This window comes from Lentzea sp. NPDC059081 (genome assembly GCF_042738015.1).
Taxonomy (GTDB): domain Bacteria; phylum Actinomycetota; class Actinomycetes; order Mycobacteriales; family Pseudonocardiaceae; genus Lentzea.
This window is the reverse complement of record NZ_JBHYGW010000008.1, coordinates 199,493-212,295: the sequence shown is the minus strand read 5'-3', so window position 1 is coordinate 212,295 and position 12,803 is coordinate 199,493. Positions and strand designations below refer to the sequence as shown.

Genomic DNA, 12,803 nt, shown 5'->3' with positions numbered 1-12,803 from the left:
CACCCATCTAATTTGGGTGCAAGGAACGTCAGCCGAAGAGGTCACGAAGCTCACTCCAGCGCTCGGGGACCAGGCGGTAGTAGACCCAGGTGCCCCGACGTTCCCTGGTCAGCATGCCGGCCTCGGCGAGGATCTTCAGGTGGTGGCTCACCGTCGGCTGGCTCAGCCCCAGCGGCTCGGTCAGATCGCAGACGCAAGCCTCGCCTTCGGCGGCGGCGTGGACCAGACTGAGCAGCTGAAGACGTGCAGGGTCAGCGACGGCCTTCAGCAGCTTGGCCAGACGTGCCGCCTCGGGACGCCCCAGAGGCTCGGCGATGAGACTCACCCGGACGCACTCGTCCGCGATCATCGGCAGCTCTGGAGCGTTCCGCGAGGTCACAAGCGACAGCGTACGTGAGTCGGCTCGTTATGAAGGCGCCTTCCGCACGCTGCACGCGAAGACCTTGTAGGCCTGCTGACCAGACAGGTTGTCGTACAGAGCGTCGTCGACCAGCGTGTTCACCGCTTCGTAGCGCGGGTCGCCGAACTGGTCGCCCACCTGCTGCATCGGGCCGAACGTGTTCGGTACGAAGATCGTGTCCTCGCGGATGGCCGGCCAGTACAGCGCCGTGCCGCTCACCTCACCGCGCGGGCTCTTCACGATGATGCTGTCGCGGTCCGCGATCCCGTAGCGCCGCGCGGTGTCGGGGTGGATCTGCACCAGGCGGATGCCGTTGAGCTGCTCGCCCGTGTGAGTCCAGTGCGTCACGGAAGCGAAGTGGACGACACTCGGCCGGCCGGTCGTCCCCATCAGCGGAAACTCCCGGTGGACGGCGTCGCTGCCGGGCACCCCGAGCTTCACGGCCTTCGTCACCGCCTGCGGGTTGACCGGGTTCGTGATGAAGCCGGACTGGTAAGCGAGCGTCGGCAGCGCCCCGGTGACCTCCGGGTGGGTGTAGAAGATCGGCAACGCGGTGTGGCCGGACGGCGCGAGCGCCTTGTCGAGCTCAGGCGTGAAGATCTCGATCTTTCCGCTGGGAGTGAGGAACCTCTTGCCCTTCGCACCGAGGGCTTCGGTGACCTCGTACCAGGACGGGTGGTCCTGGAACAGCACGCTGACGCCCGGATGCTTCTCGGACGGGCACGGCCACCGCAGCGGCTCGGAGCGCGCCTCCATCCGCCTCTTGGTCATGCCTCCCATGGCGGGCGTGCGAGCCACGAACTCCTGCCACAGCACGGAGTAGTCCTTCCACTTCTGCGGGAAGGCGTCCGTCCAGTACGAGGCCGGGTTCTTGCGGTCGTTGCGCGCCATCGCGGCGGCGAGGTCGATCCAGATCTCCCAGTCCGGTCTGGACTGGCCGACCCTCGGCACGACCTGCTGCTGCCACCTGATCGCACGGTCGTCGCGCCGCATGTAGACGCCTTCGAACTCGAATGCGCTGCAGACGGGAAGGATGACGTCGGCGTAGTACGCGGCCTCCTCCATGAAGAGGCCGGTGTAGACATAGAAGTCCAGCTCCTTGAAAGCCTGCTTCACCTTGCTGGTGTTCGCCGACGAGATCAGCGGGTTGCCCTGGGTAATGAGCGCTTCGAGACGGTAGGGCTTACCGCTGAGGATCGACTCGGCGAAGTAGTCGGGACCGACCGGCAGCGCCTGGGGTACATCGGGGGTCTTCACCGTGAGCGGCGGCAGCACGAGGTCACCAGGCCAGGTGTTGTGCATGAAGTTGCACCCGCCGCCGAGCTTGCCGATGTTGCCGGTAACAGCGGCCAGGAAGGTGAGGACCCGGTAGGTGTCGAAGGCGCCGAGCTGGTGCGAGATGCCGGCGTTGCAGAAGATCGAGGCAGGCTTCGCGCCCGCGTACTCCTCGGCGACCTGGCGGATCGTCTTCGCCGGGATTCCCGTTACGTTCGCGGCCCAGTTCACGGTGTAGCCGGACTTCTTGAGGTGGTCGCGCAACTCGGAGAAGCCGAGAACCCACCGTTCGACGAACTTCCGGTCGTGGAGGTCGTTCGTCACGATGTGGTGCAGCATGCCCAGCACGAACGCGAGGTCCGTGTGCGGCTTGACCGCGAGCCACTCATCGGCCTCGGCACCGGTGGGTGTGCGCCGCGGGTCGATGACGACGAGCTTCGCGCCGGTGCGCTTGCGACCCCTCAGCAGGTAGTCGAAGGTGACCGGGTGCGTCTCGGCCTGGTTGGTACCGAGGAAGAGGAAGTAGCGCGCCGAGCCGAGGTCGTCCTTGCCCGTGGCTCCGTCGACGCCGTAGCCGTTGGTGAAGTTCCCCATCCCGAACGATGCCTTGAGCGCGTTCCCGCCTGCGTCGTTGCAGACCGGACCGACGTCCGTGTTGTTCGGACTACCCAGCAGCGCGAACAACCTGGCGACCAGCGAACCGGTACCGCGAGGGAGCCGGCCTGTCGTCCGGTTGGCGATCGCGGGGGCTTTGCCGCTGTCCCTCAACCGGAGCAGTCGCTTCGCGACGATATCCAGGGCCTCGTCCCATGACGCCGGCCTGAACGTGGAGTCCGCCGAACCCTTTACGCCACCGGTACGCACGAGCGGCGTCGTCAGGCGCAGCTGGTTGTAGGCCAGTTCGGCCATCATCGGGGCTTTTACGCAGATGTTGCCGCGCTGTACCGGGTCGTCATGGTCTCCCTCGACGCTGATGATCCGATTGGCGCGCAGTCCCACGTGCAACTTGCAGTTGGAGTTGCAGAACTGGCAGGCCGAGGCGACCGTCTTGTCGACCTGAAGAGCCGCCGAGTCCTTGGTGAACCCGAGCGGGGCGCTTGCACCACCCCCCGAGGCAGCCAGCCCGTCCGGGGCAGCCGACGTCTCTGGTGCGGCATGTGCTGCGGCCGGTGCCCCGACCATGAGAGCCGCGCTCGTGAGGGCGGCTCCCGAAACGAAACCCCTGCGAGACATGCCTTCTTGTGCGGTCATGACCGGCCCCCTCAGCCCCTCGACGCAGTCAACGCCGGGGAAGCCTACGAGCTGGTTAGATAGCTGTCTATACGCAATTCCATCTAATCAGGCCTAACGTCCACAATGGACTACACCAAGTGCGCAACTCTCCCAAATCACTATCCGCCGATGCTGATTTGATATGTCTCTATATTGACATCTGTCGAGTCAAGTGGCCGAATGGACACCTGCGGTGTCATCTGACCGGTACGGGGGGCGGAGAATGCACGACGACACGTCGGCCGAGCATCTCGCTTCACTGCGCCGCGCCGAGGGCCAGGTGCGGGACGTGGAACGCATGGTGCGCGAGGACGCGTACTGCATCGATGTCCTTCGCGTGACCGCAGACATCTGCACCACCTTGCGATCCGTGTCCCTCGGACTGCTCGACGACCACGTCCAGCGCTGTGTCGGCGAGGCCTTGTCCGAGGGCGGCGAGGAAGCCGACCACAAGCTCGCCGAGGCCAGCGCCGCGATCGCCCGACTCGTCCGTTCCTGACGCCGTCAGTTTGAGGAGAACCTCCATGACCGAGACCACCTTCACCGTGCAGGGCATGACCTGCGGCCACTGCGTCACAGCCGTGACCGAGGAGGTGAGCGCACTCGAGGGCGTGCAGACGGTCAACGTCGACCTGGACTCGGGCAAGGTCGCGATGACGAGCACCCACCCGGTCGACGAGGAGATCCTGCGTGCGGCCATCGTCGAGGCGGGCTACGTGCTCGTCGCCTGACTCAGGCGCTGCGGAGAGACAGTAGCGCCGCGACCGTGCCGACAGCCGCCAGCACGAGAAATCCCGGGGCATAGCCGCCGAACCAGGAGGCCATCGCGCTGCCGGCCCATGGAGCGACCGCGGCAGCGATGGTGATCGGCACACCCATCAGGCCGCTGAGCCTTCCGTAGTGAACCGGTCCCCACCGGTCGGTGACGGCGGTCGCCTGCACGAGTGTGAACACTCCGCGGGCGACGCCGGCCAGCACAGCACCCGCCACCAGCAGAACAGCAGGACCTGGCGCCAGTCCCAGCACTGCTGTGGTGGCGGCCGAGGCCGCGAGCACCAGCGATGTACGGCTGCGCACAGTGGTGCGTGCGGTGAGCTTGCCGTAGCCGAGCCTGCCGAGAACCTGGCCTGCACCACCAAGTCCGAGGGCCAAGGCGGCCGCAGTCGTGGACATCCCGCGCTCAGTCAGCAGCGGAACGAGGTTGACGACAACCGCATAGGCCGCGAACGCGGCCAACGTCATTGCGATCGCCAACATGACGAACGCACGACTGCGCGCAACTACACTGGGCGGGTCAACCCCGAGGGGCTCCACTGGCGGCCATGGGAGACGAAGTCCCCAGGCGTGCAGGGGAATCGTGATGACTCCCAACAGGACCGCGAGCATCACGTAGGTCTGGCGCCAACCGAAGTTCTCGTCAAGGACAGCGGTTATCGGCGCGAAAACAGTGCTGGCCAGCCCACCCACCAACGTGACCATCGTCAACGCGGACACGCGGTCCGATCCGTACCAACGGGTCAACGCCGCAAATGCCGGCTGGTAGAGGACTCCCGCTTTCGCCACACCCGTGACAACGCAAGCAACGAAGAACCACGACGGAGATCGCATCGCCGCGGTGGCAATCACCGCGGCGACCGCCAGGACCGAGCCGGCAGTCATGATCAGCCGGGGACCGAACCGGTCGAGCCATCGTCCTATGAGGACGCCCACGATCGCTGCGACGAACTGCCCGACCGAGAAACCCAGCATCAGCTGGGTGAGTGACCATCCCGTTGAAACGCTGATCGACGGCGCGAGAACCGGAAAGGCGTAGTAGAGCACGCCCCAGCTCGTGATCTCGGTGGTGCACAAAACGACCAGCGCACGACGGAGCCCAGGGCGGCTGCTGGGCTCCGCTACGACTCCGTCAACGCGCACTGGCCCCGATGCCGATCGACACCTCGACCGGACCGGACGGCGCACCACAGCAGCTGGACTCGGCCTCGGCCGGAGCGGGCTCGTCGAAGACACCGGCGCCACCGCAGACACCGGTCTCGGGCAGCACCAGCTCGACCCGTTCCGCCGCCTCCCGGTCGCCGGCGATCGCCGCCACCACGGACCGGACCTGCTCGTAGCCGGTGAGCGACAGGAAGGTCGGCGCACGGCCGTAGCTCTTCATGCCGACCAGGTAGAAGCCCGGCTCCGGGTGACGAAGTTCGGCTTCGCCGTGCGGGTACACGGTGCCGCAGGAGTGCACGTTCGGGTCGATCAACGGCGCGAGCTTCGTCGGGGCTTGCAACACGGAGTCGAGCTCGAGGCGAATCTCGGACAGCCACGACAGGTCGGGCCGGAATCCGGTGAGCACGACGACCTCGTCGACCTCGTCCAGCGAGTGGCCCTCGAACGACTCCAGCACCAGCGTCCCGTTGTCGGCCCGCGACACGGACGCCGTGCGGAAGCCTGTGACCGTCTGCACGTGCCCCGCGTCAGCAGCCTCCTTCGCGCGCAGACCAAGCGCACCGCGCTCAGGCAGCTGGTCGGCCGCACCGCCACCGAAGACGTTGCCGGTAGCACCACGCCGTAGCAACCAGACGATCCGCGTGCCGGTCTCCTCCGCGAGCCCGGCAAGTGCCACGAGCGCAGTCAGAGCGGAGTGCCCACTGCCCGCAACCACGACGCGCTTGCCCGCATACCGCGACCGCACCTCAGGCACGCTCAGGTCCGGAACCCGGTAGCTGACCTGATCCGCCACCGCGCGCTCGCCGGCAGCGGGCAGACCGTCTCCACCAAGCGGGTTCGGCGATCCCCACGTGCCGGAAGCGTCGATCACGGACGCCGCCGTGATCCGCTCCTCCCCCGCAGCAGTCTCGACGTGCACCGTGAACGGCTCGTTCTCCCGCCCGTCGGTGACGACCCTGTCGCGACCACGCCGAGCCACACCGGCAACGCGCGCACCAAGCCGAACGTGGTCGCCCAACGCCGCGGCCAGCGGACGCAAGTACCCCTCGGCCCACTCAGCACCGGTCGGGTAGACGTCATCGTCGGGCCGCTGCCAGCCAACGCTGTCGAGCAGCCGGCCTGCAGCCGGGTCGATGAGCTCGGCCCACCTGGAGAACAGACGGACGTGGTGCCACTGCTCCACTGCCGCCCCCGCACGCTCGCCAGCCTCAAGGACCAACGGCTGCAGCCCTCGCTCCAGCAGATGCGCCGCCGCGGACAGACCCGCAGGTCCGGCCCCCACCACAACCACAGGCAACCCGGTCACCGGAAGCTCCTTAAATAGATGGCTATCGATTCAACTACCCAGGACTGTATCGACCGGAATCGATTGACGCAACCATCGACGTCGGTCGATACTTCGCCCATGACGACGACGGGACCCCTTCAGGTCGAGGACGCAAGCACCTACGCCAACTGGTTCGCCTGCCTCTCCGATCCGACCCGCGTCCGCCTCCTGCACGCCATCGCGACCGCCGACCGCCCGGTGTCCGTGGGAGAGATGGCCGAACTGCTCGGCATCAGCCAGTCCACATGCTCACACCACGTGCGCAAGCTGGCAGACGTCCGCTTCGTCCTGCTCCGCCGCGAGCGCACGACCACCTTCGTCTCGGTGAACCCCTCCTGCTGTACCGGCCTACCCCAGGCCGCCGACGCTGTTATGGGAGTGCTCGCGCCACAACCGTGCTGCCCCGAAGACCTACCGACCGACATCTTGGTCCGAGCCTTAAAGCCCAGCGACTGGACGGCGGTACGCCGGATCTACGAGGAGGGCATCGCAACCAACGACGCGACGTTCGAGACCGAGACCCCGTCCCGCAAAAGCCTCGAAGCCAAATGGCTGCCCGACCACCGCTGGGTGGCCGAGATCGATGGGGAGGTGGCCGGCTGGGCCGCCGCCACCCGAGTCTCCACCCGCAACTGCTACGCGGGCGTGGCGGAGACCTCGGTCTACGTGGGCGCGGACTTCCGTGGACGCGGAGTTGGGAAGTCTCTGCTCTACAAGCAGGTCACTGCCGCCGATGAAGGCGACCTGTGGACCCTGCAGACCTCGATCTTCCCGGAGAACCGCGCGAGCCTTGCTCTGCACCACTCAGCCGGCTTCCGCACCCTCGGCGTCCGCGAACGGATTGCACAGCACCACGGCGTGTGGCGGGACACCGTCTTCCTCGAGCGCCGAACCTCAAATTAACAATCGATCGGATTTATTGAACGCTCCATTCGCCGAAGACTACAGTGCCGTCGACACCAGAGACCATCGGTCTTCGAGGCGAGCACACAAGCCAAGGAAGTCCCCTGCCAATCGAACTAGGAACAGGTACTAGCTTGACGGCAATCCCAGCTTGTCGAAGAACGCCCGATTTCGCTCATTCGCAGCATTAACGAGCCTGTCGAATGAAATTACTTCAATATACGCTTTTGCAGACTCATTGAAACCGAAGTACGCCATGCCGTCATGCGTTTTCCGCAAGTTGGCATACTCACATCTATCGATCATGGTCTGCGTCAGATCAGCCAGGATGTAACAGAAGGCTGGCGCCTCGTGCGACTCAGGAATCCGACGACCAGAAGCGGTCATCATGCCGCCACGACGCACGCGTTTCACGTAGTCGAGCGCCTGATGGATCGGATCCTTGTCTTCCGAAGCGTCGTTTCGCATAGGCCTTTTGATCTCAACGACGACGATCGACGGAAGGGGCAGCGTCTCACCTTCAGCCGTCAGCACAGGCGTGTCAACAAGCCTGGTGGCGAGCAGGTCAGGCTCTCTTGTCGAGTCCGAGCCAGTAATGGGCATGCTTTTGAGCGTCTTGTCCGAAGCCAAAAAGTCATGGAAAGCAAGTCGTTCGTCTATTATCCAAAGATTGGACGCATCCGTGCCGATATCGTTTGAGTCGACACGCATCGGCATCAGCAACGAGTGAACAGCATCCTCGCGATAGTAACGTCCTTGTTCGTTCCTCTTGATGATCTTCGACAACAAATCCAAGATCACCTTACGACGAGAGACGTAAGCCGCCAGATCAGACTGATTGATATCACTGATCGTATCTAGGTACCGCTTCAAACGTTCTTGATAGTCCTCCAGCGGCACAGACCCGACCTCGGCGAAGACCGCCTGCCCTTCCTCCACGGCCGCAGCTTCTAGCTTCTGCAGATTGCGGTGCAGAATAAGCTCAAGATCCGCATCCTTGACAGTTGGATCTACCGTGACACCAAGCGAGTCGATCCTGGCTAGGACAGGCCGATAACGAGGAGCTCGCTGACTCACGAACTCATTCACCCGCGCCTTGCCTTCCTCGCGAGCAGCAGCCAGCGGAGCAGCAAGTAGCCGTTCCACTTCTTCCAGGACTGCCGATCTTATTTCTTCAACCGAAAGATCTTCGTCATCCAAAGTGCCCACACTTTCGTCGACCACAAAATCCGTTCGGTCAGCACGAACGTGGGTATCCAGATATCCTGAAGAAAGATAGCAGACATATGTGAACTCTGCGCCAGTGTCGTCTTTCAAGCGCCCATACAGCCCAGGCAGCTTGCTCGCAATATTTTCTTCAATCACGACCCGATTTGCAGCGCACCAGTACAGGCGCGGCGACAGGTTACGTGCCGAAGATTTGAGACAGAGATTGAGCATGTCGAACTTATTGCCCTTGATCTCGATCTCCGACTGCGGAAGCTCCGAGAATACAAACTCTTCCATGAGATCATTTAGAGACACGGTCTCATCGTCAACGACCACGACGTCGGGCGCACCTCCCCGACGAAGAAAGTACCAAATGCAGTGTTCGAAGATCTCGCGAGCAATAGCGTCAACTCGCTTGGGCGCACTCCTCTGGAAGGAGTCCTTGAACCCGTCAAGATGCACGACCGTACCGGTTTCGGCGAACCCTTGTGGCTCATCGAGATGTTCAACCTCACGCGCCACAGAAAACTTGAAATGTCGTCCGCGCAGGCTTCCGGAATCGTCCTCGTAAGCGCTGCGCACAGAAACTCTATCGAATGCCTTCAGCCAAAGCAGTCGCCCAATACCTCGGCAACCTTGCAATGACTTGTAGTCGCTATCCAAAGTTTCGAACGAACTCATATTTCCCGGCGTAAAACCTACACCGTTGTCCTCAATGACGAAACCCACGATCGGCTTCAGCGGCACACGGCCAGGACCGGTCGATCCGAAGTCGAGCTCGCCTTGCGAGCTACGCTCGATGCTGATCCGGAGACGCCCTTGACTGACATCATCGCCGAAACGGACGTCGATCGCTTGGAGTGCGTTGACTACGGCTTCGAGCAAGGGCAGCAGTGAATGGCTCTTCGGTAGGCTCGTGTTCCGAACCCGCCCCGCCAGAGACGTGGTCAGCGCCACCATTACTCCTTTCAACCTGTGGGACGCCTACTCTATAGGCGCAGCACTGCACAGACATGAGGCTTCACCGGCGAGCCGGAAACCGGCGGTCGAACTGGATCAGGTCGACGGCGTACGGTCGTGCTTGCGCGTCGGGTGTACAAGCACGTCAGCTACGAAGATCTCCAAGTGCGCACGTGCCTACCAACCTCTCTCGCGTCGGACGAGGGTCATGACCGACGATCTCGACGGCGCCGAGCAGCCGAACCTTGCACCAACGTCGGCCAGCAGACGACGACACCCGCGTATCTCAGCCTCGTTGCGCAATTCGGGTGGTGAAGCCGGTCCGGATGCCAGAGAACGCGGTCCGCTGGCAAAACTCGAACCCATGACGGACATCGGCGAGGTGCACAACGAGGTCGGCACCGTCATCGGGCGAGTGGTGCAGGCAGGCTCAATCGGCCAAGTCGTGATGTCCGCCCCGGCGACACCACCGATCCCGCAGCAGCTTCCCGGCCGGGTTCGGGACTTCGCGGGGCGTCGGCAGGAGACCGCCGCGCTGAGACGACATCTACCGGAGCGTGGTGACGGTGTCGAAACGGCGACCGTCCTGGTGCTGCACGGAACGCCCGGCGTCGGCAAGTCGACACTCGCGATCTGGTGGGCGCACGAGATCAAGTACAAGTTCCCCGATGGCGCGCTCTTCGCCGACCTGCGTGGCTTCGGGCCCGGTTCGCCCGCCACGCCCGGCACTGTGCTGTCCGGGTTTCTAGCCGCCATGGGCGTGCCGAACGCGGATGTCCCCACCGATACTGACGCCCAGGCCGCGCTGTTCAGATCGATACTGGCGGACCGCAGGACGCTGGTGCTGCTGGACAACGCCGCCAGTGCCGAGCAGGTCCGGCCGTTGCTGCCGGCCGCGGCTGAATGCCTCGTCCTGATCACCAGCCGCAAGACGTTGCACGGACTGTCGGTGGGAAACGGCGCCATGGACATCCCGGTTGGGCTGTTCGAGATCGACGAGGCGTTCGAGTTCGTCGCGGGCATCATTGGAACGGAGCACGCGGTACGGGAGCGCACGTCCGTCGAGAAACTGGTGGAGATTTGCGCACGGCTGCCACTGGCGTTGCGCATCGCGGCGACGCGTGTGGCGTCAAACAGGTTCGTCGAGGTGGCGGACGTAGTGCGGGAGATCAGGGGCGGCTTGGGTGCGTTCGACTGGTCCGGCGACGAACGCAGTGCGATCACGCAGGTGTTCGACTGGTCCTACCGGCAACTGACCCCGCCACAGGCGAGGATGTTCCGGCTGGTCGGCTCGCACCCGGCGGTGGAGTTCGGGCCGCACGCCGCCGCAGCGCTCGACGGCGGCGGTCTCGACAAGGTGGCTGGCCTACTGGAGAAGCTCGCCGACGAACACCTCCTCGATCAGGTCGGACCGCAGCGCTACCGCGTGCACGACCTCCTGCACACCTACGCGGCCTCCCGCACGGCCGACGAGTACGAACGTCCTGCGGCGTTGACGCGCTTGCTGACCTGGTACGCGTGGGCCGCGGACGCGGCTGACCGGATCGCGTTCGCGGGACAGGCGCGGCTGGCGACCACGGTCGAGCCGGTCGCCGTGCCGCTGCCGGTGACCACGCGTGAGGAGGCGTTGGAGTGGTTGAACGTCGAGCACACCACGTTGGTGGCGGTCCGGCGGCTCGCGGCCGAGAAGGGGCTGACGGCGGCCGTCGTGCTTTTGGCCGGCGCCGCCCGGCATCTGCCGCTGGGCAGGCGATCGCTGTGGCGGGACCGACTCGACGCCGAGTACGACGGGCTGCTCGCGGCGCGATCGGCGGGCAATGCGGAGGCCGAAACGTTCTTGCTGGTCAGAAGGGGCAACACGTATCGGATCGTGGGTGACTACGTCGCCGCCAACGCCGACTTTCGATCGGTGCTGGAGCTCAGCGGCGACCCTCAGCGGCAGTACGAGGCGTTGTGCGGGCTCGGGTCCGACGGCAGGGACCGCGGGCGCCCCGCCGACGCGTTGCCGTTCTACGAGGCTGCGTGGCCGGTGGCTCAGCAGACCGGGGACCTGCTGGCCGAGGCGACGGTCGTGTGCAACCTTGGGCAGCTTCACGCGGCCATGGGTCGGTTTGACCTGGCGATGACGTTCTCGAAGCAGGAGCTGGCCTTGCGCGGCAAGGCCGGCGACGAGATCGGCGTGGCGTACGCGCAGACAAACGTCGCCATCGCGTACCAGGGCCTCGGCAACGACACCATCGCGATCGAGTTGTGCGAGCGGTCGCTGGCGGTCGACGGAGTCGCCACTGCGGACCGCGTGACTACGCTGAAGATCATGTCTGCCTCGCTGACGCGCGTCGGACGTACATCGGCCGCCTCGCGCTGTCTGCACGAGGCGGCCGAGTTGCTGACCCTGCTCAGTGACGAACGAGCCACCGAGCTCAGGCAACAGGCGTACGAATTAGAGACACGCAGGGCAGCCGGCTGACGGTGCCGTGAGAATCTCGCTGCGCCATTTCACCAGGTTCAACCGGTACTCGTGGTTGTGCGGCAACGAGGGCACGCCGGTGAGCAGGCTCATCGCCAGGTGCGCGACGGTGATCCCCGCGTAGGCGGAGGACACCGGGCTCGCCGCCTGGAAGGCGGGAACCTCACCCGGCCACTCCGTGATCTCCGGCTCAGCGGAGGGGGACTTGGTACACCGGAAGCACGCTCCGAAGCCCGGCCGGTACGCACCGGCCACCAGCAGCGGCCCGTGGTAGCCGCCGTACACCCACGGCGTGCCGGTGACGAGGCACGCGCCGTTCGCCCAGTCGCGGATCTGCGTGGGCGCGTCCGCAGCCATGACGAGCAGGTCGTAGTCGCTCACGAGGCGCCGCAACTGCTCCGGTCCCTCGACGGCGGCCTGCTCGGCGGTGATCTCGACGTCCTCGTTGTGCACCCGGAGGCGACGGGTGGCAGCCTCGACCTTCGGAGCGCCGATGTCCCTGTAGGTGTACAGGCACTGTCGCGCGAGATTCGACAGCTCGACGACGTCCGGGTCCATCAGGTGCAGGCTGCCCACCCCGGACTGGGTCAGGGCCATGGCAGCTCCACAACCGACGCCACCGACGCCGATCTGGAGGATGGCGGCATCACGCAACACGTCCTGAACCTCCCAGTAGCCACGCCTCGGGGTGCGGTCCATCAACCGCCACAACGACTGCGCCCGCGAGTAGTACTCGCGCTGGCGCTGGTCGAGATCGGAATCGGGCGCGTCGGCGTCGTACAGGTGGCCCTCGCGGTAGAGCACGTCGAGGGCGTCGCGCACGTCGGACTCCGGATGTGCGGGAAAGCGGTGGACCATGGCTGCGACAACCTGGTCCACCGCCCGCGTCCCGTCGAGGAGCACCAGCAACGCCCACCACCATCCGTCCGGGTCCTTGATCGCTCCCGCGATTCCCGGCACCGTGCCGCCGATCTGCACCCGGTCCTCGCCGATGAGGAACGGCACGTGCTCGGGCTTGACGCAGGGGCTTCGCATGACTCTGCTCCCCCGCT

General features: G+C 65.0%; 10 protein-coding genes. 4 read left to right on the top strand and 6 right to left on the bottom strand.

The window, feature by feature from the left end; all coding sequences use genetic code 11:
- Nucleotides 1-28 precede the first annotated feature (28 nt).
- Both ACFWV3_RS20715 and ACFWV3_RS20710 read right to left on the bottom strand, forming a co-directional pair.
- Nucleotides 29-379 (bottom strand): ArsR/SmtB family transcription factor, encoded by a 351-nt coding sequence (locus ACFWV3_RS20715; protein WP_382413013.1) that lies wholly within the window; start codon nucleotides 377-379, stop codon nucleotides 29-31.
- 27 nt (nucleotides 380-406) lie between these two features.
- Entirely contained in the window at nucleotides 407-2,797 is a 2,391-nt protein-coding gene (locus ACFWV3_RS20710) for a molybdopterin-dependent oxidoreductase (RefSeq protein ID WP_382413099.1), read from the bottom strand.
- 373 nt (nucleotides 2,798-3,170) lie between these two features.
- On the opposite strand from ACFWV3_RS20710, the gene ACFWV3_RS20705 reads away from it, so the two are divergent.
- Both ACFWV3_RS20705 and ACFWV3_RS20700 read left to right on the top strand, forming a co-directional pair.
- Complete coding sequence (locus ACFWV3_RS20705; protein ID WP_382413012.1) at nucleotides 3,171-3,446, top strand: metal-sensitive transcriptional regulator; 276 nt, start codon at nucleotides 3,171-3,173, stop codon at nucleotides 3,444-3,446.
- Between the two features lie 25 nt (nucleotides 3,447-3,471).
- Entirely contained in the window at nucleotides 3,472-3,678 is a 207-nt protein-coding gene (locus tag ACFWV3_RS20700; protein ID WP_382413011.1) for a heavy-metal-associated domain-containing protein, read from the top strand.
- Between the two features lies 1 nt (nucleotide 3,679).
- Here the strand turns inward: ACFWV3_RS20700 and ACFWV3_RS20695 are convergent, their stop codons facing one another.
- Entirely contained in the window at nucleotides 3,680-4,864 is a 1,185-nt protein-coding gene (locus ACFWV3_RS20695) for an MFS transporter (protein ID WP_382413010.1), read from the bottom strand.
- Nucleotides 4,854-6,191 carry an NAD(P)-binding domain-containing protein gene (locus ACFWV3_RS20690; RefSeq protein ID WP_382413009.1) on the bottom strand — a complete coding sequence of 446 codons (1,338 nt, stop codon included), beginning with the start codon at nucleotides 6,189-6,191 and terminating at the stop codon, nucleotides 4,854-4,856. The genes ACFWV3_RS20695 and ACFWV3_RS20690 overlap by 11 nt, the downstream gene beginning before the upstream one ends.
- Before the next feature lie 99 nt (nucleotides 6,192-6,290).
- On the opposite strand from ACFWV3_RS20690, the gene ACFWV3_RS20685 reads away from it, so the two are divergent.
- Nucleotides 6,291-7,115 (top strand): helix-turn-helix domain-containing GNAT family N-acetyltransferase, encoded by an 825-nt coding sequence (locus ACFWV3_RS20685; protein WP_382413008.1) that lies wholly within the window; start codon nucleotides 6,291-6,293, stop codon nucleotides 7,113-7,115.
- 129 nt (nucleotides 7,116-7,244) lie between these two features.
- Here the strand turns inward: ACFWV3_RS20685 and ACFWV3_RS20680 are convergent, their stop codons facing one another.
- Entirely contained in the window at nucleotides 7,245-9,284 is a 2,040-nt protein-coding gene (locus ACFWV3_RS20680) for an ATP-binding protein (protein ID WP_382413007.1), read from the bottom strand.
- Between ACFWV3_RS20680 and ACFWV3_RS20675 the strand changes: the two genes are divergently transcribed.
- On the top strand, nucleotides 9,268-11,751 hold the full coding sequence (locus tag ACFWV3_RS20675) for an ATP-binding protein (RefSeq protein ID WP_382413006.1): 2,484 nt from the start codon (nucleotides 9,268-9,270) through the stop codon (nucleotides 11,749-11,751). The genes ACFWV3_RS20680 and ACFWV3_RS20675 overlap by 17 nt on opposite strands.
- On the opposite strand, the gene ACFWV3_RS20670 is transcribed toward ACFWV3_RS20675, so the two are convergent.
- Complete coding sequence (locus ACFWV3_RS20670; protein ID WP_382413005.1) at nucleotides 11,725-12,786, bottom strand: ThiF family adenylyltransferase; 1,062 nt, start codon at nucleotides 12,784-12,786, stop codon at nucleotides 11,725-11,727. The two genes, ACFWV3_RS20675 and ACFWV3_RS20670, sit on opposite strands and share 27 nt — an antisense overlap.
- Nucleotides 12,787-12,803: the final 17 nt, after the last annotated feature.